Raw genomic sequence first — 21,704 nt, 5'->3', positions numbered from 1 at the left:
ATGACGACGCTTCACTTGCAAAACATCGTCAAGCGCTACAAGAGCCAGACGGTTCTCGACGACCTGTCGCTCGACGTCGCCAACGGCGAACGCCTGGTGCTGTTCGGCCCCTCCGGTGCCGGCAAGACGGTGCTTCTGCGTCTCGTCGCCGGCGTCATCGAGCCGGACGAGGGCAGGGTGCTGATCGGCGGCGAGGACATGACCGATGTCGACGCCGAACATCGCGGCGTCGGAATGGCCTTCCAGAACTTCGCGCTCTTCCCGCACATGAGCGCCTTCGACAATATCGCGAGCCCGCTGACGGCGACCCGGTCTTCGAAGGATGCAATCACGGCTGGTGTGCAGAAGGTGGCGAAGCTCCTGAAGATCGACCACGTGCTCAGCCACCACCCGAAGGCGCTTTCCAACGGCCAGAAGCAGCGCACGGCGCTTGCCCGCGCGCTTGTCGGTTCGCCGCCGCTCTTGCTGCTCGACGATCCCTTGCGCAACGTCGACGCCAAGCTGCGCTTCGAGATGCGGCTGGAACTGCCGCGCCTCCTGGCCGCCCAGGGTGCAACGGTCGTCTACGTCACACAGGACTACAAGGAAGCGATGGCGCTCGGCGACCGGATCGCCGTGATGTCGCAGGGCCGCATCCGTCAGATCGGCACGCCGCAACAGATCTACAACGCGCCGGCCGATATCGAGATTGCCCGCCTCTTCGGCGACCCCACGATCAATCTTTTGGACGTGGTGCCGCAAAAGAGCGGCGACGGCGTCTTCGTCGAGCTTTCCAACGTCCGGGTGCGCCTTTCCGATTATGACGGCGATGTCTCGGGCAAGGCCTGCGTTCTCGGTCTTCGCCCCGAGGCCATCGTCTTTGTCGATGCATCGGCGCCGGGCGCCATTCCCGTGACGGTCGAGGCGGAAACGCCGCTCAATGAAAAGACCGTGACTTTGGCGATGACCGCGCGCGGCCGGGAAATCCTGGTGTCGCGCCCGGCCGGCACGCCGGGCCCAACGGCCGGCCCCGCCCATATCGCCGTCAACGGCGCCCAGGCCTTCCTCTTCGACAAGGCGAGCGGCCGGCTGTTGCCGCGCGCCGACATGGAATCCAAGCGCAATGGAGAAGCGGCATGACCGACACCGCTCTTTTGATCCGGGACGTCGACAAGTTCTATGGGCCCGTCGACTACGGCGTCCATGCCGTCAAGAAGCTCAACATGGACGTCAGGAAGGGTGAGATCATCGCGCTTCTCGGCTCATCCGGCTGCGGCAAGACCTCGACCCTGCGCATGATCGCCGGCTTCGAGGCCGTTTCGCGCGGCACGATCTCGCTTGGCGGACGCGAGGTGCAGACCTTCGCGCCGGTGCGCCGCAACGTCGCCATGGCGTTCGAGGGCTATTCGCTCTACCCGCCGCTGACGGTGCGCGAGAACATCGCCTTTGCGCTGAAGGCTTCCAAGTTGTCGCAAAGCGTCGTCGACGAGAAGGTGGCAAGCATCGCCAAGCTTCTGGAGATCGAGGACATTCTCGGTCGTTATCCGAGCTCGATCTCGGGCGGCCAGCAGCAGCGCGCCTCGCTCGGGCGGGCACTGATCCGCGACGCCAACCTGCACCTGCTCGACGAGCCGATGGGCCAGCTCGAGCCGCAGCTGCGCGCCGTGCTGCGCGGCCGCATCAAGCACTACATCAAGGAGCGCGGGCTGACGGCGATCCTCGTCACCCATGACCAGACGGAGGCGAACGCCCTTGCCGACCGTATCGCCGTCATGGAAGGCGGGGTGCTGCAGCAGTTCGACACGCCGCAGAAGATCAAGGAGCGCCCGGCCAATCTCTTCACCGGCACCTTCGTCGGCGAGCCGCCGATGAACGTGTTCGAGGCGAGCGTCACCGGATCGGAAGCGAAGGTTTCTTTCGGGCTCAAGGACGGGGTACGCCTCGAATACCCGGCATCCGATTTCTCCCATGCGGTGCGCGACGCGCTGGTGAAGCGGCAGAAGGTGGTGCTCGGCATCCGGCCCTATGCGGTGCGCCGCAGCGCCGACGGGGTGGCTGGCCGGGTGGCCGTCAACCAGTGGCTCGGCGACCAGACGCATATTGCTGCAGATTTCGCCGGTGGCACCATGGTGCTGGTCGAGCATGACCGCACCGAGCTTGCCGTCGGCCAGCCGATCGGCATCCGCCTCGATCCGTCGAGCCTGCACGTCTTCGACGGCGAAAGCGGCAAGGCGATCAGCCATGGCGTGGAGCTTGCCTGATGCGCGACATCCTCATCGGCATCGATGCGGGAACGTCGGTCATCAAGTCGGTGGCCTTCGACCTTGGCGGGCGGCAGCTCGCCATGGCCGCGGTGGCGAACGCCTACGAGGCCGTCGGCAGGACCGGCAGCGTGCAGGATCTCGACCGCACCTGGGCCGATACGGTCACCACCCTGACGGAGCTTTCGGCCAAGATCGACGGTCTCGCCGACCGTGTTGCCGCGATCGCGGTGACCGGCCAGGGCGATGGCACCTGGATGATCGACAAGGTCGGCGAGCCGATCGGCAAGGGCTGGCTCTGGCTCGACGCGCGTGCCGGTGACACGGTCGAGCGGCTGCGTGGCGATAGCGGCGACGTCGAGCGCTTCGCCAGCACCGGCTCCGGGCTTGCCGCCTGCCAGCAGGGCGCGCAGCTGCGCTGGATGAGCGACAACGCGCCGGAAATGCTCTCCGGCGTCGCCACCACGTTCCACTGCAAGGACTGGCTCTATTTCAAGCTGACGCAGATGCGCGCGACGGACCCGTCCGAAGCCAATTTCACCTTCGGCAACTTTCGCACACGGAACTACAACGACGACGTCATCCGCTTTCTGGGCTTGCAGAAGCTCAAGCATTTCCTGCCGGAGATCGTCGACGGCGCGACGTCGCATCACCTCCTTTCGACGCAGGCGGCTCACGCAACCGGTCTTCCCCAGGGGACGCCTGTCGTGCTCGGTTATGTCGACGTGGTGTGCACCGCCCTTGGCGCCGGGCTCTATGATCCGGGCACCGACACCGGTTGCTCGATCATCGGCTCGACCGGCATGCATATGCGGCTCGCGACCAGCGCCGACGATGTCAGGCTCAACCGCGACCTCACGGGCTACACCATGTGCATGCCGATCGCCGGCACCTATGCGCAGATGCAGTCGAACATGGCGGCGACGCTCAACATCGACTGGATCCTCTCGGTTGCCGGCGGGCTCCTCAAGGGCATGGGCGTCGAGAAGACCAAGAGCGAACTGCTCTCCCATGTCGACGGCTGGCTGGCGGAAGCCAAGGATAGCTCGCTGATGTTCCAGCCCTACATTTCGGAAGCCGGCGAGCGCGGGCCCTTCGTCGACGCTTCGGCGCGCGCTTCTTTCGTCGGGCTGTCGATCACCCACGGCTTCGGCGACATGGTGAAGGCGGTGTTCGACGGGCTCGCCATGGCCGCGCGCGATTGCTACGCCGAGATGGGGCCGCTTCCCGGCCGCATCCGGCTGACGGGCGGTGCTGCGCGCAGCGCTTCGCTCCGGCGCATTCTCGGTGGCGCCCTTGGCGCCAGCGTCCAGACCAGCGAACGCGAGGAGGCGGGGGCGGCAGGTGCTGCCATGATCGCCGCCGTGTCTCTCGGCATCTACCCCTCGATGGCGGACTGCGTGCGCGACTGGGTGTTGCCGCACCAGCGTGCAGCCGAGCCGGCCGACGCGGCGCTCGCGCGCCGCTACGACGGCCTTTTCCCCTCCTACCAGCAGTCGCGCATCGCGCTTCGCCCCGTCTGGCACGCCCTTTCCCAAGGCGATGCCTCGGAACCACAACAGGAAAGACTGAAATGAAGAAGATAGCCATCATCGGCGACCGGTTCATGTTGCCGGACGTGTTTCGCGACAAGATCGTCGAAGCAAGCGGCGACGGCCATGACATCCGTACCCTCGAACTGCCCTGGCCCGACGTGCCGATGGAGCATGGCTACGCCGTCGAAGGCATGGACGGCCTGAAGGAGTATCTGGGCAAGGCCGACGACATCATCGACTTCATCGGCGACGCCGAAATCCTGGTGACGCAACTGGCGCCGCTTTCGCGCGGCATGCTGACCTCGCTTCCCGGATTGAAGCTCGTTGCCGTCTCTCGCGGCGGGCCTGTCAACATCGACATGGCGGCGGCGCGTGACGCCGGCGTCAGCGTCGTCAACACGCCCGGCCGCAATGCCAGCGCCGTTGCCGAATTCACGCTTGGCGCGATCCTCGCCGAGACGCGGCTGATCCGCACCGGCCACGAGGCGCTGCGCAGGGGCGAGTGGCGCGGCGATCTCTACCGCGCCGACCGCACCGGCCGGGAACTCTGCGAGATGACCGTCGGCGTGATTGGTTACGGCAATATCGGCACCAAGGTGGTCCGGCTGCTCAGGGCCTTCGGCACCAAGGTCCTGGTATACGACCCCTATGTGCAGCTGTCGGCCGACGATCTCAATGCCGGTGTCGAGCAGGTCTCGCTCGACAGCCTCCTGTCGCGCTCCGACCTCGTGACGCTGCATCCGCGCGTCACCGAAGAAACCCGCAACATGATGAATGCCGAGACCTTCGCGAAGATGAAACCCGGTGCGATCTTCGTCAACACGGCACGCGGACCGCTCTGCGACTATGACGCGCTCTACGAAAACCTGGTGAGCGGGCATCTTTCGGCGGCCATGCTCGAGACATTTTCAGTGGAGCCGGTGCCGGAGGACTGGCCACTGTTGCAGCTTCCGAACGTGACGCTGACGCCGCATATCGCCGGCGCATCGGTGCGGACAGTCACCTATGCCGCCGAGATGGCGGCGGAGGAAGTGCGCCGCTACATCGCCGGCTTGCCGCCGGTCAATCCGTGCTGATGACAGGGGGCAAGAACGTGGGTTCCGAGACGGGAATATACGATCTCTTCGTCGTCGGCGGCGGCGTCAACGGTGCCGGCATCGCCCGCGATGCCGCCGGGCGAGGGCTCTCGGTCCTGCTCTGCGAAAAGGACGATCTGGCGCAGGGCACGAGTTCGCGCTCGGGCAAGCTCGTGCATGGCGGGCTTCGCTATCTTGAGTATTATGAGTTCCGGCTGGTGCGCGAGGCGCTGATCGAGCGCGAGGTGCTGCTTTCCTCGGCGCCGCACATCATCTGGCCGATGCGCTTCGTGTTGCCGCACAATCCGGCCGACCGGCCCGCCTGGCTCGTCCGGCTCGGGCTCTTCCTCTACGATCATCTTGGCGGTCGCAAGCGCCTGCCGGGTACGCGCAGCCTGGATCTTGGCACCGCGCCCGAGGGCGCGCCGATCAAGCGGGACTACCGCAAGGCTTTCGAATATTCCGACTGTTGGGTCGATGACGCCCGGCTCGTCGTGCTGAACGCGCTCGACGCGCAGACGAAGGGCGCGCGGGTGCTGACGCGCACCGCCTGCAGCGCGATCCGTCGGGTCGACGGGCTCTGGCAGGTGGAGATGACGGACCTGCGCACCGGCGCGAAATCCGAGGCGAGGGCCCGCGCGGTCGTCAACACCGCCGGCCCCTGGGTCAACGACGTTATCGGGCGGATCGCCGGGCTCAATTCCAGCCGCAGCGTGCGGCTGGTCAAGGGCAGCCATATCGTCGTGCCGAAATTCTGGGAGGGGCGGCAGGCCTATCTCGTGCAGAACCCGGACAAGCGGGTGATTTTCATCAATCCCTACCAGAACGACCTGGCGCTGATCGGGACCACCGACATTCCCTATGAAGGGCGACCGGAGGATGTGTCGGCCGACGGCAACGAGATCGACTATCTCCTGAAGTCGGTGAACCGCTATTTCAAGCAGCAGCTGACCGAGGACGATATCGTCCACTCCTTCTCCGGCGTGCGCCCGCTCTATGATGACAACGCCGAAAACCCCTCGGCGGTCACCCGCGACTACATCTTCGAGGTCGATGCGCAAAATGGCCAGGCGCCGCTTCTGTCGGTCTTCGGCGGCAAGATCACCACGTTCCGCAAGCTGTCGGAGCATGCGCTCGAGCGGCTGAAGCCGTTCTTTCCTGAGATGGGCGCTGCCTGGACCGCCAAGGCGCATCTGCCGGGTGGTGATATGGTCAATGCCGATTTCGAGCAGTTTCTCGGGGATCTCAGGGCACGTTACCGCTGGCTTCCGGCCGATCTCGCCAAGCACTATGCGCGGCTTTATGGCACGCGTACGCATGAGCTGATCGGCAATGCCCGGTCGCTCAGCGATCTCGGCGCCGCCTTCAGTCCGTTGTTCTACGAGCGTGAGGCGCGCTTCCTGATCGACACCGAATGGGCGATGACGTCGGACGATCTTCTTGAGCGTCGGACGAAACATGGCCTGCACATGACGCCGGCCGAACGGCAGGCTTTCACCGGCTGGCTGGAACGCCAGCAGGCGGCGGCCTGAAGGAGAGCATTTGATGCGCAGTCTGGAATTCGAGGCCTTGCTGGATATCTCGGCGCGTGTCGGCGCCGATCCTCTGCTCGTTCAGGGGGCGGGTGGCAACACGTCGATCAAGGAGCTTGGCACGCTCTGGATCAAGGCTTCCGGCCTCTGGCTCGCCCAGGCGCGGCAGCGCGACGTCATGGTGCCGGTGGCGCTCGACCCGCTGCTCGACGCACTGGACCGTAACGATCCGGCCTGCGAGAAGGCGCAGGACTTCGTCATATCTGAGATGAACCCTTCGGGTCTGCGGCCCTCGATCGAGACCACCGTGCACGCGCTGATGCCGCAGAAGGTGGTGATCCACGTCCATTGCGTCGAGACCATCGCGACCGCTGTGCAGACAAACGGCGCCGCCATCGCCGCCGAGCGTCTCGCCGGCATCTCCCATGTGTTCGTGCCCTATGCCCGGCCGGGCCTGCCGCTCGCCCGGGCGATTGCCGAGCGCATGCAGGAGAAGACCGCCGTTCTGGTGCTTGGCAATCACGGTCTTGCCGTTGCCGCCGAGACGGTCGCCGATGCGGCGATCCTTCTGACCGACGTCTCGCGGCGGCTGACGGTGCAGCGCCGGGCCGCACCCGCAGCGGATCTTGCGGCCCTGTCGCGGCTTGCGGTCAACAGTGGCTACAGCCTGCCCGACGATATCAGGCTGCATGCGGTTGCCACCGACCTTGAGAGCTGCCGTATCGCCGCCGGCGGCAGCCTTTACCCCGACCATGTCATCTTCCTCGGCAAGGGCTGCGTCATCGCCGCACCGGACGAGACGGCGGTATCAATCGAGACCACACGGCGAGACCGGGGCGAAAGTCTGCCGCCGCTCCTGCTCTTTCCCGGCAAGGGGGTGCTCGTCGAGAAGGGCATCTCGGCCGGCGCGCTTGCCATGGCGCGCTGCCTTGCCGACGTTACGGCCCGTATCCCGGCGAGCGGACGGCTGCGCTACCTGAGCGACGCGGAGAATGCCGAACTGCTGGGCTGGGATGCCGAAAAATATCGCCAGAAGCTCAACCGGGCAGGGCAGGCGCTGCAATGAGCGGAAGAAACGACGCGCTCGTCGTCGGCATCGACATCGGCACATCGGGGGCGCGCGCCGTCGCCATGACGCCCGACGGCGCGATCGTCGCGTCTGACGCTGCCAGACTTTCAGCCTTCTCGGACGATCACCGCGATCCTGTCGGCTGGTGGAAGGCGGTGCAGGCGGCACTCGGCGGCGTGCTCGCGGCGGTCGAACGCGGAGCCATCCGGGCGATCAGCGTCGATGGCACCTCGGGCACCATGCTGCCGGTCGCCGCCGACGGCGCGCCGCTGGCTCGTCCGATGATGTACAACGATCCGGTTGGCGATACCGCAATCCTTGCGGCGATTGCCGCCCACGCGCCCAAGGAAAGTGCCGCGCACGGCGCCACATCCGGTCTTGCCAAGGTGCTGACATTCCAGTCGCTGCCCGGTGTCTTTCGGATCATCCACCAGGCCGATTGGCTGGCCGGACATTTTACCGGACTCTACGACGTGTCCGACGAGAACAATGCCTTGAAAACCGGCTACGATCCGGTCGCCCGGTGCTGGCCGGAGTGGATCGAAAAGACCGGTGCGCGGACCGGATTTCTGCCGGAGGTGCTGCCGGCCGGCGAGCCGGTCGCGACGATCTCGGCGGCGGCTGCCGAAGCACTCGGCCTTTCGCGCGAGGTGGTCGTCGTTGCCGGCACCACCGACGGCTGCGCCTCGTTTCTGGCCACCGGTGCCGATCGGCCGGGCGATGGCGTGACCGCGCTCGGGACGACCTTGACGGTGAAGCTGCTGTCCGACCGGCCGCTGTTTGCTCCGGAATATGGGCTCTACAGCCACCGCATCGGCGACATGTGGCTGGCCGGCGGCGCGTCCAACACCGGCGGCGTCGTGCTGGCTGAACATTTCTCCGCCGAAGAGATCGAGGCGCTTTCCGCGCGCATCGATCCGGCTGGCGATACCGGGCTCGACTACTATCCGCTGACGAAGCCGGGTGAGCGTTTTCCCATCGCCGACCCGAATTTGGAGCCGCGCCTGACACCGCGACCGCAGGATGATGCGATCTTCCTGAAGGCGATCTTCGAGGGCATTGCCGGCATCGAAAGTCTTGCCTACGGCAGGCTGACGGCGCTCGGCGGCCCGAAGCTCGGCTCCATCCGCACCGTCGGTGGCGGAGCAAAAAATGCGGCGTGGTCGGCGATCCGGGCGCGCAAGCTCGGCGTGCCGTTCCTGACGGTGCGTTCCGAAGAGGCGGCAGCCGGCACGGCGCGGCTGGCGCTGATGGGCGCAAGACAGGCAGGTGTATTATGACGACCGAGATCGCCGGCCTTGCCGATATCGCCGATCGCTACGATGCCTTCCTCATCGACCAGTTCGGCGTGCTGCGCGACGGGCGCGGGCCCTATGCGGGGGCAGCCGAGACGCTGGTGCGGCTGAAGGACCATGGCAAGCGCCTCATCATTCTCTCCAATTCCGGCAAGCGTTCGGCGGAAAACGATCGTCGCCTCGTCGATCTCGGCTTCGTCGCCGGCAGCTGGGACTGGTTTTTGACCTCGGGCGAGGTCGCCTGGCAGATGCTGAAGAAAGAGGGTACCGAGGCCGGCGGGCTCGTGAAGAAGTGCCTGTTGATCAGCCGCGACAACGATCTTTCGCCGGTGAAAGGGCTCGACCTAGAGCGCACCGAAAGCGGCGCGGATGCGGACGTCGTGCTGCTCGCCGGCAGCGAGGGCGATGTGCTGCCGCTTTCGCATTACGAGGCGCTGCTGGCGCCAGCTGCGCGGCGCGGCGTGCCGTGCCTCTGCACCAATCCCGACAAGGTGATGCTGACCGGAACCGGAACGGCCTTCGCAGCCGGACGGATTGCGGAACTCTATGAGGAACTCGGCGGCACGGTGCGCTGGATCGGCAAGCCCTTCGGCGACATCTACGATTTCGCGCTCGATTTCCTCGGTCGTCCCGATCCGTCGCGCGTCTGCGCCATCGGCGACAGCATCGAGCACGATATCGCCGGTGCCGCGGGTGCCGGCCTTGGCTCGGTGCTGGTGACCACGGGCATCCTGGAGCACGCCACCGGCGCGGAACGGCAAAAGCTCTTTGCCGAGCACGGCGCGACACCTGATTTCATCCTTCCGAAATTCCTCTGGTAGTCAGGAGTATCGCCTTGGCTTTCACGCTGTCGCTCAACACCAATCCGCTGGTCAACCGCTTTGCCGAGCCCGATGACCTGATCGAGACGATCGGCGAGGAAATCCGCATCGGCCACGTGCAGTTGACGCACGAGTTCGTCAATCCGGGTTGGCCGGCGGCGACGATCTCCAAGACCATACGCCAATTCCGGGCAGCGCTTGGCCGCACCGGCGTGAAGATCACCTCGGGCATGACCGGGCCCTATGGCAGGCTCAATCATTTCGGCCATCCGGATCCGGATGTGCGGCGTTACTACGTCGACTGGTTCAAGACCTTCGCCGACATATCCGCCGAGTTGGGCGCGTCCGGCATGGGCACGCAGTTCGCGATCTTCACGCTCAGGGATTATGACGATCCGGCCCGGCGCGAGGCGCTGATGAAGATCGCCATCGATTGCTGGCGCGAGGTGGCGGAGCACGGCAAGGCTGCCGGCCTTTCCTATGTGTTCTGGGAGCCGATGTCGGTTGGCCGCGAGTTCGGCCACACGATCGCCGAATGCCGCGCGCTCGACCAGCGGCTTGCCGAGGCGGAGCTGGCGATCCCTATGAAGATGATGGTCGATATCGACCACGGCGACGTCACGTCCTCCGACCCTGATGATATCGACCCCTATGCCTGGGCTGGCGCGTTCCCCCAGCGCTCGCCGATCATCCACATCAAGCAGTCGTCGATGAACAAGGGCGGCCACTGGCCGTTCACCGCCGCCTACAACAGGGACGGGCGCATCACGCCGGAAAAGCTGATCGACGCGGTCAGGGCTGGCGGCGGCACGGACAACGAGATCTGCCTGGAGCTGTCCTTCCGCGAGCGCGAGCCGACCGATCACAACGTCGTCGATATGATCCGCGAATCCGTGGCTTTCTGGGAGCCCTACATTGACACCGGGTTCAATCGACCGTCAAAATCACACTGAAAGATCACAAAGTATCATTCTTGATATTGAAATATAACATTCAAGTGTTATCTTCCCAGGCATGATGGCGTGCTCCCGCGCCTTCGGATCGAGGCGGATGGCGATGAAGCCGGAAGACAGGCGACAGGCGGTCATGGATGTTTTGATGGAGGCCGGCACGGCGTCCGTCGAGGATCTGGCGCTGCGCTTTGGCGTCAGCAAGATGACCGTTCATCGCGACCTCGACGACCTCGAGCAGGCCGGTCTGTTGCGCAAGGTGCATGGTGGCGCGTCGATCCAGTCGAGCCCGCAGTTCGAAAGTGATTTCCGCTATCGCGAGAAGATTGCCGCCGCCGAGAAGAGCCGCATCGCCGAATATGCAGCCGGTCTGATCGAGCCGGGACAGAGCATCCTCATCGACGACAGCTCGACGGCCGGAGCGATCGCGGCCTTCATCCGGGACATCAGGCCGCTCACCGTCATCACGAACAATCTTGGCGTCATCGCCAGCCTGTCGGGCGCGCCCGGCATCAACGTGATCGCGCTCGGCGGCCAGTACAGTAAGAAATTCAATGGTTTCTTCGGCATAGTCACCGAAGAGGCGCTACGTTCGCTGCGCGTCGACATCGCCTTCCTTTCCAGTTCCGCGGTCGCGGGAACGGCAGCCTTCCACCAGGACCAGGAGGTCGTGCAGGCCAAGCGCCTGATGGTGAAGTCGGCCGCGCGCAAATATCTCATGGTGGATCACGACAAGTTCGGCCGGTCCGCCCTTCATTTCCTGACCGGGCTCGACGCCTTCGACGCGGTGCTGACCGGCGCCGAGGTGGCGGACGAGCATGCCGAGGCGCTCGGCGAAGCCGGTATTCGCCTGGTCCAGGTCGACACACGAAAAATATCGGAGAAAACATGACCAAGCCGCAGCTCTGGGTGGGCACAAGCTGGAAGATGAACAAGACGCTGACGGAGGCCATGGTCTTTGCCGATGGGCTGGCCGCCGCCGACGCTACGCGCGATGAGCGCATCCAGCGTTTCGTCATCCCGCCTTTTACCGCCGTTCGCCAGGTCAAGGAGCGGCTGGCCGCAACCAGCGTCAAGGTCGGCGCGCAGAACATGCACTGGGACGATGCCGGTGCCTGGACCGGCGAAGTGTCGCCGGTGATGCTGCGGGATTGCAATCTCGACGTCGTCGAACTCGGTCACAGCGAACGCCGCGAGCATTTCGGCGAGACCGACCGGACCGTCGGCCTGAAGACGGCGGCAGCCGTGCGCCATGGCCTGGTGCCGCTGATCTGCATCGGCGAGACGCTTGCCGAGCGCGAAGCGGGCGAGGCGGATGCCGTGTTGAAGCGGCAGGTGGAAGGGGCGCTGGAACTGCTGGAAGGCGATGCCCGCAAAGCGACTGTCCTGCTTGCCTATGAGCCGGTCTGGGCGATCGGCGTCAACGGCATCCCGGCAACATCCGATTATGCCGACGAGCGCCACAAGCGCATCGCCGATGTGGCTGAAGCCGCACTCGGCGTGCGCGTGCCCGTGCTCTACGGCGGCAGCGTCAATCCCGGCAATTGCGAGGAACTGATTGCCCAGAAGCATATCGACGGCCTGTTCATCGGCCGCTCGGCCTGGGACGTCAACGGCTATCTCGACATTCTCAAGCGTGTCTCCGGGGCGATCTGAGTCCCCCGCACGCCAACCAAAACGACGGAAAGGAACCATCATGAAGATCGCAATCGGAGCAGACAGCGCCGGCAAGCCCTTGCTCGACGTCATCGCCGCGCACCTGAAGAGCAAAACCGGCCTCGAGGTCAGCGACCTCAGCCAGTCCGGCTTTTACGCCGACCTGTCGCAGAAGCTGGCGCAGACCATCGTCGACGGCGAGAACGAGCGCGGCATCCTGTTCTGCGGCACCGGGATCGGCGTCTGCATCTCGGCCAACAAGGTGCCGGGCATCCGCGCCGCGCTGACCCACGACACCTATTCCGCCGAGCGGGCGGCCAAGTCGAACAACGCCCAGATCATCACCATGGGCGCCCGCGTCATCGGACCCGAGCTGGCCAAGTCGATCGTCGACGCGTGGCTCGCCTCCGAGTTCGACCCGAACGGCCCTTCGGCCGGCAATGTCGACGCGATCGATCGTCTCGACGCGGCGAAGTAATTCGATCGAGCAACGGAGCGTTTCCGGCCCGATCCGGCCCGGGAGACGCTCCATCTGCCTGCTTCAGACATGTCCAGCGCAAACCGTCTAGCGCGTTTGCTGGAGATACGCTGATACCGCAATGCACGTTGATCCTCCCTCGCGCATTGCGGCGAGACGCCCGGCAGAGATGCCGGGCGTTTTCATCTCCAGCCAATACTGGGTGATCCGGCGCTGCGCGCTTGACGAGGCTTCTGCAAATATTTGAATATTCTTGCATTCCGTCAACGAGGAATGCTGCCCCATGTCCGACGCCACCACGACATCGTCCCATCCAGCAGCCCATCGGCTGGCCCGCATGAGCGGCCGCGATACCCACGAACATCATCGCACCGCAACGACGCTCGAGCTTCTGTTCGACCTGACCTTCGTCATCGCCTTCAGCCTTGCGGCGTCGCAGCTTGCGCATCTGATGGCCGAAGGACATTTCAAGGCGGGGTTGATCGGCTTTACGCTCGCGATCTTCGCCATCTGCTGGGCCTGGATCAATTTTACCTGGTTTGCGTCCGCCTATGACACCGACGACTGGGTGTTTCGCTGCGTCACCATGGTGCAGATGGTCGGCGTGCTGATCCTGGCGATCGGGCTTCCGGCCATGTTCCACTCGATCGACGTGGGCGGGCATCTCGACAATGGCGTGATGGTGCTCGGCTATGTGGTGATGCGCGTGGCGATGATCTTCCAGTGGCTGCGCGCCACCCGCCAGGATCCGCTCAGGCGCGAGGCCTGCATGACCTATGTGATCGCCATCGGCATTGCCCAGCTTGGCTGGATCGTTCTGATCTTCTTCGATTTCTCGCTCACGGTGTCCATTGCCATGGTGGTGGTGCTGACGGCGATCGAGATGCTCGGGCCCTATATCGCCGAGACGCGGCATGGCGGCACGCCCTGGCATGCGCACCACATCGCCGAACGCTACGGGCTTCTTGCGATCATCGCGCTTGGCGAGGGCGTCGTCGGCACAGTCGCCTCGATTACCGCCGTCGTCGACGGGGAGGGGTGGAACCTCGACGTCGCGCTCGTCTGCCTCGCCGGCACCGGGCTCACCTTCGGCATGTGGTGGATCTACTTCCTGTTGCCGAGTGCGGAGGTGCTGCATGCGCACCGCCGGCGCTCCTTCGTCTGGGGCTATGGCCACATGTTCATCTTTGCGGCGATCGTGGCGACCGGCGCCGGCCTGCATGTCGCCGCCTATTACATCGAGCATAAGGCGCATATCGGCTCGCTGGCAACGGTGCTCACCGTCGCCGTTCCGGTCGGGGCCTATATCGGCCTGGTCTACGGCATGTATGCCTATCTGCTCAGGCAGGCAGAGGCGCTGCACGCGTGGTTGCTCGCGGGAACCGCCCTGTTGCTGGCGACGTCGATCGCGGCTGCGATCGCCGGCGTCGACATGGCGGTCTGCCTTGTTATCCTGATGTTCGCGCCGTTCGTCACCGTCGTCGGGTTCGAGGCGGTTGGTCACCGCCACCGCATGGCGGCGCTGGAACGGTGCCTTGCAGAGGCCGAGCCGGCGCATTGAGCGTCGGGGAATTGTCGAGTCGAAACAGCGGCCTAAGCGTCGGTGCTTGCAGGTCGATTCAGGTGCTTCAGAGGTTGATTCAAGAAGGGCATCGCTTTCGCCCGCGTCGGTGTTTCACTCGTTTGGCGCAGCGTTGCCCCTGACCCTAGCCCTCTCCCCGTAAACGGGGAGAGGGAACTGTCGAGCATGCGGCGTACGCTTTCACGCGCCGCGCGCCTTGAAATCCATTCCGTCGGTCAGGGTTATCGGATGACGATGCTGGACGCGAGCGCGTGCCACGCATGTCCTTCTCCCCGCCAGCCGGGGAGAAGGTGGCCGGCAGGCCGGATGAGGGGCTGCCGGTCACGGTGTCGCTGTCTTGAGATCAGGCGTTGACCAGCGCCAGTTTGGCGCGGGCGTCGAGGATCTGGGCGCAGGCATTGGCGGCCTCTTCGCCCTTCGTCACGAAATGTTCGCGGAAGAAGGCGATCAGCGGCGCGCTTTCCTGGAAATTGTGCGGCGTGAGCACGGCGGACAGCACCGGCACGTCGGTGTCGAGCTGGACGCGCATCATGCCGTCGAGCACCGTGCCGGCAACAAAATCATGCCGGTAGATGCCGCCGTCGACGACGAAGGCGGTGCCGAGGATCGCGGCGTAGCGGCCGGTCCTTGCGAGCTTCTGAGCGTGCAGCGGGATTTCGAGCGCGCCCGGCACGTCGAAGATCTCGACGTCGGCGGCAGAACCGCCGAGCTTCGTCCACTGCGCGATGAAGGCATCGACGCAACGGTCGACGATGTCTGCATGCCAGCGGGCACGGACAATCGCGATCTTGGCGGTGGGGTGGGAAAGAATAGTCATGGTCTCGGCCTTCCAGGGTTTGGCGTTTCCAATTTTCCCGTCGGGCGAACATGCATGCGCGCGAAACCCCGTGCGCGGGGTTCACGTTCCTGCTTGCTCTCTTCCATCCGGACTTTAACCGTCGGCTCCGGAATCTGACCGGATCTGCTGACCCCTGGAACCGTTGCCGACTCCAAGGCGCTCGCGGGCTTCGATCCCTGCATGTTTCCTTAAACCTCACTGATTTAAGGACAAAACATGCAGCACGTTAAGTTCTACAGCGACCTTTGCGCGTCTGTATAACGCGCGGCGCTGTAGTGATCGCTACCGCCGGTGGGGAGTTTCACCCCGCCCTGAGAACAGGGCCGACTATATAGAACGGCCACGCGGGGTCAAACGCGTGGCGCGACGAAAATCCTGGAAATTACGACAGATTTTTCCAAGACCGGGCGCTGCCGGGCGAAATGGTTCCGGCAGCGCTCGGTCTTTGCACGTCCGATCTTACTCGCGAATGACGAGCAGATCCTTGGCGGCGAAGCGCAGCGTGACGTTGTCGCCGTAGGCGGGCGGCGTCAGGCCGGGATCGTTGAACATGTCGAAGGAGATGACGTCGCCGCCAATGCGCAGCTTTGTGCGGATGACCGAGCCGAGGAAGCTGGTCGAAACCACCTCGCCGGTGAGCGCGGTATCACCCTTGGCGCTGTCGGCGATCGAGCCCGCCTCCGGGCGCAGCGCCAGCGAAATGGGGTCGCCGCCCTTCATGCCGGAAATCGGCTCCTTCAGCGATACCTTTTGGTCGCCGATGGCAACGGTGCCCGTGGCCGGATCTGCCACCTTGGCCTCGATGATGTTGAGCGTGCCGACGAAGGAGGCGACGAAGCGGGTGGCGGGCGTGTTGTAGATCTCGAAGGGCGTGCCGATCTGGTCGGCGCGGCCCGAATTCATCACTACGATGCGGTCGGAGATCGACAGTGCCTCTTCCTGGTCATGGGTGACGAAGACGGTGGTGATGCCGAGCTGCTGCTGGATCTGGCGGATTTCCTCGCGCAGCGACACGCGGATCTTGGCGTCGAGGGCCGACAGCGGCTCGTCGAGCAACAGCACCTGCGGCTTGGCGGCAAGCGCGCGGGCAAGCGCCACGCGCTGCTGTTGGCCGCCGGAGAGCTGATAGGGAAAACGATCGGCCAGGTGCTCGAGCTTGATCAGGCTGAGCATCTGCTTGACGCGCGCGTCGATCTCCGCCTTAGGCGCGCCGGCAACCTTCAGGCCGAAGGCGACGTTGTCGGCGACGTTCATGTTCGGGAACAGCGCATAGGCCTGGAATACCATGCCGATGTTGCGCTGGTTCGGCTTCAGCGTGCCCTGGTCCTTGCCGTTGATGACGATGGATCCGCTGGACGGCATCTCGAAGCCGGCGATCATGCGCAGCACGGTCGTCTTGCCGCAGCCCGACGGGCCGAGGAACGAGACGAATTCGCCCTTCTCGATCGACATGTCGAAGCCATGCACGACCTGCACGGGGCCGAAGGATTTCTGGATGTTGGTCAGTGTCAGGAAACTCATATGGACCGATCCTCAGGCCTTGGGAGGCGCGCTTTTTTGAAAGCGCGAGACGAGCTGGATGAGGCCGAGGCAGCCCCAGGTGATGCCGAACGCGATGACGGCGAGAGCGGCTGGCTCATAGGCGCGGTTGGCGCCGAGAAGCTGCATGTACGGACCGAAGGCCGGCCGGTTCAGAAGTGCTGCCATGGTGAATTCGCCGATGACGATGGCAAATGTCAGGAAGGCACCGGAGAGCACCGCGACCAGGACGTTCGGCAGAATGATCCGCCCGAGAATGGTCGCCCAGCCTGCCCCGAGGCTCTGGGCGGCTTCGGTGAGCGTCGCGATGTCGATCGTGCGGAGCCCGGTATCCACCGCCCGGTACATGTAGGGCAGGGCGAGGATGGCGTAGCCGAACATCAAAAGCACGTTGGTGCCGAAGATCGATCCGGTCAAAGGCAGCCAGCTCGAGGTGTTGTAGAGACGGATGTAGCCGAAAACGATCACGATCGCCGGGATGACGAGCGGCAGAAGCGTGATGAACTCGATGTAGGGCCGCAGCCGCGGCAGCTTCAGGCGAACCCAGTAGGCCGTGGGCACCACCAGCAGAACGCCGAACAGGATCGTGAACAGCGCCTGCATGATCGAATAGGTGAAGGTCTCCTGAAAGCGCGGATCGCTGAAGACCTTGCCATAGGCGTCGAAGGAATACTCGCCGCGACGCATCTTCAAGGAGAAGTTCGTCATGCCGATCAGCGGCAGGGTGAAATAGAGGAGGCCGAAAACGAGGGCCCCCCAGGCCCAGATCTTCTTCATTTCAGCCACCTCTCGCTGCGGGCGCGAAGCCAGATGTAGATCGCGTTGGCGATGCCGGTCACGACGATCATGCCGAAGGCGAGCGCGTAGCCGAGATGCGGATTGCCGAGAACGTCGCCGCGGATCTGGGCGAAGAGCAGGATCGGCACGATCGACAGCGACGAGCCGGTGAGCGCGATCGCGGTCGCAACCGCGCCGAAGGCATTGGCGAACAGGAGTGCCAGCGTGCCGAGCAGCGAGGGCAGAAGGATCGGAAAGGCGACCATGCGCCAGTATTGCAGGCCGGTGGCGCCGAGAATTTCGGCCGCCTCGCGCCATTCGCGCTTCAAGCCGTCGAGCGCCGGGGTGATGATCAGGATCATCAGCGGGATCTGGAAGAACAGATAGGTGACGGTCAGCCCCCAGAAGGACAGGAGGTTGAAGCCGAGCAGCCTCAGGTCGAGGCCGAAGTTGGAGCGCAGGAAGACGGTCAGGATGCCGACGGGGCCGAGCGTCGCCAGAAAGGCGAAGGCGAGCGGCACGCCGGCGAAGTTCGAGGCGACGCCGGAAAAGGTCAGCAGCGGCCCGCGGATCCATTTCGGCAATCCGCCGAAGACGACTGCGGACGCAATCGCAAAGCCGATCAGGCAGCCGAGAAGCGCCGAGGCGATGCTGATCTTGATGGAGATCCAGTAGGCCGAGAGGATCGAGGGCGTGAACAGGCCGATGATGTTGTCGAAGGTGAAGCCGCCCTCAGGCGTCTGGAAGGCGCCGACCACGATCTTCATCGTCGGCAGAATGAGAAACAGCAACACGAACGCCGCAAAGGGCAGGACGCCGAGCCAGTGAAGCGGAAGGCGGCGCGCAGGTGGCCTGGCGCCGGTGTGAGCAGATGACATTCCGTTCGCCCCGAGATGCCGCGCTACGGACGCGGTCGTTCATTGAATTTTCTACAGCGACCTTTGCGCGTCCTCCCGACGCGCAAAGGTCGCTGTAGCACATTGAATTGCTGCATGTTTTCGTCCTCATGTCGAGGAGGACGAGGAAAGATGCGAGCGATATCGCATCTGCCCCGGCCGGAAAACCGGCCGGGGCAGCATGGTTGTGGAAACGCTTACTGAACGTTGGCGCCGACGACGGAATCCCATGCGCCGGTGACGGCTGCCTTGTTGGCGTCGACTTCCTCGAGCGTCGGGAAGTAGGCCTTCTCATAGGCTGCTGCCGGCGGCAGGGCGTCGATCAGTTCCTGCGGAACCTTGCCGGCCTTGACCATGGCGTTGAAGCGGGTCGGGTGGCAGAAGCCCTTGAGCCAGCCGAGCTGACCTTCGTCCGAATAGAGGTGCTCCATCCACAGCTTTGCTGCGTTCGGGTGCGGCGCATAGGCCGAGATGCCCTGAACGTAGACGCCGGCGAGAACGCCGCTGGCCGGAACGACGACTTCGGTCGGCGGGTTGCCGTTGAGCGTCTTTGCCCAACCGAGTGCGTTGTAGTCCCAGGCAACGATGATCGGGGTCGAGCCCTGGGCGAGCGTGCCGGACTTGCCGATGACAGGAACGAAGTTGCCGGCCTTGTTGAGCTCGGCGAAGTAGCCGAGACCGGCTTCGCCGGCTTCCTTGCCCGACTTTGCGCCCTTGGCAAGACCAGCGGCGAGAACGCCGAGGATCGCCTGGTTGGAAGCGCGCGGGTCACCGGCAAGAGCGACCTGACCGGCATATTCCGGCTTCAGGAGGTCGGCCCAGTCCTTCGGCGCTTCCTTGACGAGGTCCTTGTTCACCAGGAACGACATGACGCCGTAGTAGTCGCCGTACCAGTAGCCTTCGGCGTCCTTGACGCTGTCGGGAATTTCGTCCCAGGTCGAGACCTTGTAGGGCTGCAGCAGGCCTTCGGCCTTCATCTGCGGGCCGAAGGCGAGGCCGACGTCGATGACGTCAGGAGCCTGCGGGCCCTTGTTGTCCTTGTTGGCCTTGACTGCCTCGACTTCGTCGGCAGAGCCGGCGTCGGGGTTCAGTTCGTTGACCTGGATTTCCGGATACTTGGCCTTGAAGGCGGCGATCACGTCGCCATAGCCGCACCAGTCGTGGGGCAGGGCGATCGTGGTCAGCATGCCTTCCTTCTTGGCAGCTTCGATGAGCTCTGCGCTCGGCTCGGCAGCGGCAATGGCCGTCGTTGCCAAGAGAATGGCGGTGGAAAGCGAGAGCAGTCGTTGAGTCGTTGAAATCACTGGTGTTCTCCTTATGGGTTTTCAGTCAATTTCGGCGATGCTGTTAAAGAGATGCTATGAAACTTGTGTGACAGCGATCCGTCTGATCGCGCCGCGCATGTCGTTGGAAGAACAAATCTTTTTCCGACACGGCGCCTTCACTGAAACACATGTGCATAAAACTTCGTGAACGTTCCGGCTGTCCCTCCTAAACCGGTTTGCGAAAGATGCGGGTCGAATCGAACAGCCCCTCGAGCGTCTTCATACGGTCGCGGGTCGCGTCCCAGTTGGAGCTCTGAACGGCTTCGATCAACGCTTCGACCAGAAACAGGATCACCACCGAGCTGTCCCAGGCGGAGGGGATCTCGATCTGCGAGCGAAAAACCTTGGAGGCGGATTTCGCCACCGGCGAGCTCCAGCGATCGGTGAAGAGCACGATCTCGACGCCGCGTTCGCGCGCCGACTTCGCCAGCGTCTCCATTTCCTGTTCGTAGCGGCGGATGTCGAAGAGAATCAGTACGTCGCCATGGCGCATGTCGAGCACGTAATGCGGCCAGGCGCTGGCATTGGAGGCGATTTCGGTGACGCCGGGACGGATCACCTGCAGGTGGGTGAAGAGATAATCGGCAACGGCGCGGGTGATGCGGCCGCCGAGCAGATAGACGTTGCGCTTGCGATCGGCGATGAGCGCCACCGCTTCGTCGAATTCCTGCGGCTCGATCTGCGACAGTGTCTCGCGCATGTTGTTCATGGCGGCATCGGCAAAGCGGTTGAGCGTATGGGTGCCCGGCGCGCTCGCCGCCCAGCGGTCATGCTTGGTGATCGGGTTGGAAATCGTCGCTTCCAGCTCCTGGTGCAGCCGCGACTGGAAATCGGGAAAGCCTTTGAAACCAAGCTTTTGCACCATGCGTGCGACGGTTGGCGTCGACACGCCGGCATTCTCGGCGACCGTGGTGATCGAACCGAGCCCGGAGACCGGATAATTGTCGAGAAGCGTCTCTGCCAACTGTCGCTCCGCGCGGGTCAGCGCGGCGAAGTGGGCATTGATCACATCCGACACCGTCGTGGATGTCGCCTTGCTGGTCACGCTGTCTCCCCTGAACTGGTCTAACGCCAGTTTGTGACAGATTAAACATCGCTGTCACAATTGGAGTCAATCGCAATTTTGAAGAGATCGTTTCAGATTTCGATTGACACTGGTCGATCTCTGAACAAATCTTTTCATTAACGAACGTCTAACGGGGCAAGAGGGGATGCCGGTGTTGACGCGACTTTTGACCGATACAGATGGCGAACCGGTTGCAATCGAGAACGCCGCCGCAAAAGGCGATATCGTTCTCGTGTGCGAACATGCCTCGCGCCGGGTACCGGAGCGCCTCGGCTCGCTTGGCCTTTCGCAGCAGGCGCTCGAAAGCCACATCGCCTGGGACCCGGGCGCACTCGCGGTGGCCGAACTTCTCTCGCGCAAGCTTGATGCCGCTCTCATCTATCAGCGCTTCTCGCGCCTTGCCTATGACTGCAACCGTCCGCCGGAGGCGGAGGGCGCGATGCCTGTCGTCAGCGAAGTCTACGAGGTTCCGGGAAATCGCGACATGGCTGGGGATGAGCGACAGGCGCGGGTCGACGAGATCTACCTGCCGTTCCACGACGCCATCAGCCGGTTCGTCACCGAGCGCAAGGACAATGGTCGCCCGCCCGTGGTCGTCACCATGCATTCGTTCACGCCCATCTATTTCGGCAAGCCGCGCTCCGTGGAGGTCGGCATCCTGCACGACGCCGACAGCCGGCTCGCCGACCAGATGCTGACCTTCGCCACCAGGGGCAAGGTCGCCTACGACATCCGCCGCAACGAGCCCTACGGGCCGGCCGACGGCGTGACGCACAGTCTGATCGAGTACGGCGTCCACAACGGATTGGCGAATGTGATGATCGAGATCCGCAACGATCTCATTCGAAACGAGATCGGCCAGAGGGTCATGGCCGATTATCTGGAAGGGCTGCTCAGCAAAGGCGTGGCAGCACTTTCAGCACAATAAAAGACCCTGGGGAGCGGCATAGCCGCGGTCCTGTTCCGGCCAGCCGGGGCGGGTAGTGATGGGATCCTGCCGCAATGGGGTGGCGGGGTCGGAGAAATCAG

Annotated in this window: 20 protein-coding genes and 1 riboswitch; of the genes, 14 read left to right on the top strand and 6 right to left on the bottom strand. The window is 64.1% G+C overall.

Features of this window, described 5'->3' with window-relative positions:
- The 13 genes from RTP54_RS12495 (at position 1) to RTP54_RS12435 (ending at position 14,213) form a co-directional block, all read left to right on the top strand.
- Complete coding sequence (locus RTP54_RS12495) at positions 1-1,119, top strand: ABC transporter ATP-binding protein (RefSeq protein WP_312362968.1); 1,119 nt, start codon at positions 1-3, stop codon at positions 1,117-1,119.
- Positions 1,116-2,240, top strand: a complete 1,125-nt coding sequence (locus tag RTP54_RS12490) for an ABC transporter ATP-binding protein (RefSeq protein ID WP_312362966.1) — start codon at positions 1,116-1,118, stop codon at positions 2,238-2,240. Before RTP54_RS12495 ends, RTP54_RS12490 begins: the two co-directional genes overlap by 4 nt.
- Positions 2,240-3,817, top strand: a complete 1,578-nt coding sequence (locus RTP54_RS12485; protein ID WP_312362964.1) for an FGGY-family carbohydrate kinase — start codon at positions 2,240-2,242, stop codon at positions 3,815-3,817. The genes RTP54_RS12490 and RTP54_RS12485 overlap by 1 nt, the downstream gene beginning before the upstream one ends.
- Positions 3,814-4,851: a 2-hydroxyacid dehydrogenase gene (locus tag RTP54_RS12480; RefSeq protein WP_312362962.1), complete on the top strand. Its 1,038-nt coding sequence runs from the start codon at positions 3,814-3,816 to the stop codon at positions 4,849-4,851. Before RTP54_RS12485 ends, RTP54_RS12480 begins: the two co-directional genes overlap by 4 nt.
- Positions 4,851-6,383 carry a glycerol-3-phosphate dehydrogenase gene (locus RTP54_RS12475; RefSeq protein ID WP_312363259.1) on the top strand — a complete coding sequence of 511 codons (1,533 nt, stop codon included), beginning with the start codon at positions 4,851-4,853 and terminating at the stop codon, positions 6,381-6,383. Before RTP54_RS12480 ends, RTP54_RS12475 begins: the two co-directional genes overlap by 1 nt.
- A 10-nt stretch (positions 6,384-6,393) precedes the next feature.
- Positions 6,394-7,449: a class II aldolase/adducin family protein gene (locus tag RTP54_RS12470; RefSeq protein WP_312362960.1), complete on the top strand. Its 1,056-nt coding sequence runs from the start codon at positions 6,394-6,396 to the stop codon at positions 7,447-7,449.
- A complete protein-coding gene (locus RTP54_RS12465; RefSeq protein WP_312362958.1) occupies positions 7,446-8,732 on the top strand; it encodes an FGGY-family carbohydrate kinase in 1,287 nt (428 codons plus the stop codon). Before RTP54_RS12470 ends, RTP54_RS12465 begins: the two co-directional genes overlap by 4 nt.
- Entirely contained in the window at positions 8,729-9,568 is an 840-nt protein-coding gene (locus RTP54_RS12460; protein ID WP_312362956.1) for a TIGR01459 family HAD-type hydrolase, read from the top strand. The genes RTP54_RS12465 and RTP54_RS12460 overlap by 4 nt, the downstream gene beginning before the upstream one ends.
- A 14-nt stretch (positions 9,569-9,582) precedes the next feature.
- Complete coding sequence (locus RTP54_RS12455; protein ID WP_312362954.1) at positions 9,583-10,521, top strand: sugar phosphate isomerase/epimerase family protein; 939 nt, start codon at positions 9,583-9,585, stop codon at positions 10,519-10,521.
- 103 nt (positions 10,522-10,624) lie between these two features.
- Positions 10,625-11,410, top strand: a complete 786-nt coding sequence (locus tag RTP54_RS12450; RefSeq protein WP_312363257.1) for a DeoR/GlpR family DNA-binding transcription regulator — start codon at positions 10,625-10,627, stop codon at positions 11,408-11,410.
- Positions 11,407-12,174 (top strand): triose-phosphate isomerase, encoded by a 768-nt coding sequence (locus tag RTP54_RS12445; RefSeq protein WP_312362953.1) that lies wholly within the window; start codon positions 11,407-11,409, stop codon positions 12,172-12,174. Before RTP54_RS12450 ends, RTP54_RS12445 begins: the two co-directional genes overlap by 4 nt.
- Positions 12,175-12,214: 40 nt before the next feature.
- Positions 12,215-12,652: an RpiB/LacA/LacB family sugar-phosphate isomerase gene (locus RTP54_RS12440; protein ID WP_312362951.1), complete on the top strand. Its 438-nt coding sequence runs from the start codon at positions 12,215-12,217 to the stop codon at positions 12,650-12,652.
- A gap of 283 nt (positions 12,653-12,935) precedes the next feature.
- Positions 12,936-14,213 carry a low temperature requirement protein A gene (locus RTP54_RS12435; protein ID WP_112810321.1) on the top strand — a complete coding sequence of 426 codons (1,278 nt, stop codon included), beginning with the start codon at positions 12,936-12,938 and terminating at the stop codon, positions 14,211-14,213.
- A gap of 364 nt (positions 14,214-14,577) precedes the next feature.
- Here RTP54_RS12435 and RTP54_RS12430 read toward each other — a convergent pair whose 3' ends face one another.
- The 6 genes from RTP54_RS12430 to RTP54_RS12405 all read right to left on the bottom strand — a co-directional run bounded on the left by RTP54_RS12430 (position 14,578) and on the right by RTP54_RS12405 (position 20,654).
- Positions 14,578-15,051, bottom strand: a complete 474-nt coding sequence (locus tag RTP54_RS12430) for a 6,7-dimethyl-8-ribityllumazine synthase (RefSeq protein ID WP_312362948.1) — start codon at positions 15,049-15,051, stop codon at positions 14,578-14,580.
- A 91-nt stretch (positions 15,052-15,142) separates the two neighbouring features.
- A riboswitch (FMN riboswitch) is annotated at positions 15,143-15,395 on the bottom strand.
- A gap of 136 nt (positions 15,396-15,531) precedes the next feature.
- Entirely contained in the window at positions 15,532-16,593 is a 1,062-nt protein-coding gene (locus tag RTP54_RS12425; protein WP_112816112.1) for an ABC transporter ATP-binding protein, read from the bottom strand.
- Positions 16,594-16,605: 12 nt separating this feature from the next.
- Complete coding sequence (locus RTP54_RS12420; protein WP_112810318.1) at positions 16,606-17,388, bottom strand: ABC transporter permease; 783 nt, start codon at positions 17,386-17,388, stop codon at positions 16,606-16,608.
- A complete protein-coding gene (locus RTP54_RS12415; RefSeq protein ID WP_112810317.1) occupies positions 17,385-18,266 on the bottom strand; it encodes an ABC transporter permease in 882 nt (293 codons plus the stop codon). The genes RTP54_RS12420 and RTP54_RS12415 overlap by 4 nt, the downstream gene beginning before the upstream one ends.
- A 215-nt stretch (positions 18,267-18,481) precedes the next feature.
- The gene (locus RTP54_RS12410) at positions 18,482-19,588 is read right to left on the bottom strand and encodes an ABC transporter substrate-binding protein (RefSeq protein WP_112810316.1); all 1,107 of its coding nucleotides are present in this window, start codon (positions 19,586-19,588) and stop codon (positions 18,482-18,484) included.
- A 187-nt stretch (positions 19,589-19,775) separates the two neighbouring features.
- Positions 19,776-20,654: a MurR/RpiR family transcriptional regulator gene (locus RTP54_RS12405; RefSeq protein ID WP_112810315.1), complete on the bottom strand. Its 879-nt coding sequence runs from the start codon at positions 20,652-20,654 to the stop codon at positions 19,776-19,778.
- Between the two features lie 175 nt (positions 20,655-20,829).
- Here RTP54_RS12405 and RTP54_RS12400 point away from each other — a divergent pair, with 175 nt between their 5' ends.
- Complete coding sequence (locus tag RTP54_RS12400; protein WP_312362941.1) at positions 20,830-21,603, top strand: N-formylglutamate amidohydrolase; 774 nt, start codon at positions 20,830-20,832, stop codon at positions 21,601-21,603.
- Positions 21,604-21,704 lie beyond the last annotated feature (101 nt).

This window comes from Ensifer sp. (assembly GCF_031989085.1).
Classification (GTDB): Bacteria; Pseudomonadota; Alphaproteobacteria; order Rhizobiales; family Rhizobiaceae; genus Ensifer.
This window is presented reverse-complemented; position numbering and strand designations above follow the sequence as displayed.

Bases quoted from the DNA above. Each gene is read 5' to 3' on its own strand.
- RTP54_RS12495 (WP_312362968.1), top strand. From the start codon at position 1: ATGACGACGCTTCACTTGCAAAACATCGTCAAGCGCTACAAGAGCCAG.
- RTP54_RS12490 (WP_312362966.1), top strand. From the start codon at position 1,116: ATGACCGACACCGCTCTTTTGATCCGGGACGTCGACAAGTTCTATGGG.
- RTP54_RS12485 (WP_312362964.1), top strand. From the start codon at position 2,240: ATGCGCGACATCCTCATCGGCATCGATGCGGGAACGTCGGTCATCAAG.
- RTP54_RS12480 (WP_312362962.1), top strand. From the start codon at position 3,814: ATGAAGAAGATAGCCATCATCGGCGACCGGTTCATGTTGCCGGACGTG.
- RTP54_RS12475 (WP_312363259.1), top strand. From the start codon at position 4,851: ATGACAGGGGGCAAGAACGTGGGTTCCGAGACGGGAATATACGATCTC.
- RTP54_RS12465 (WP_312362958.1), top strand. From the start codon at position 7,446: ATGAGCGGAAGAAACGACGCGCTCGTCGTCGGCATCGACATCGGCACA.
- RTP54_RS12460 (WP_312362956.1), top strand. From the start codon at position 8,729: ATGACGACCGAGATCGCCGGCCTTGCCGATATCGCCGATCGCTACGAT.
- RTP54_RS12450 (WP_312363257.1), top strand. From the start codon at position 10,625: ATGAAGCCGGAAGACAGGCGACAGGCGGTCATGGATGTTTTGATGGAG.
- RTP54_RS12445 (WP_312362953.1), top strand. From the start codon at position 11,407: ATGACCAAGCCGCAGCTCTGGGTGGGCACAAGCTGGAAGATGAACAAG.
- RTP54_RS12440 (WP_312362951.1), top strand. From the start codon at position 12,215: ATGAAGATCGCAATCGGAGCAGACAGCGCCGGCAAGCCCTTGCTCGAC.
- RTP54_RS12435 (WP_112810321.1), top strand. From the start codon at position 12,936: ATGTCCGACGCCACCACGACATCGTCCCATCCAGCAGCCCATCGGCTG.
- RTP54_RS12430 (WP_312362948.1), bottom strand. From the start codon at position 15,051: ATGACTATTCTTTCCCACCCCACCGCCAAGATCGCGATTGTCCGTGCC.
- RTP54_RS12425 (WP_112816112.1), bottom strand. From the start codon at position 16,593: ATGAGTTTCCTGACACTGACCAACATCCAGAAATCCTTCGGCCCCGTG.
- RTP54_RS12420 (WP_112810318.1), bottom strand. From the start codon at position 17,388: ATGAAGAAGATCTGGGCCTGGGGGGCCCTCGTTTTCGGCCTCCTCTAT.
- RTP54_RS12415 (WP_112810317.1), bottom strand. From the start codon at position 18,266: ATGTCATCTGCTCACACCGGCGCCAGGCCACCTGCGCGCCGCCTTCCG.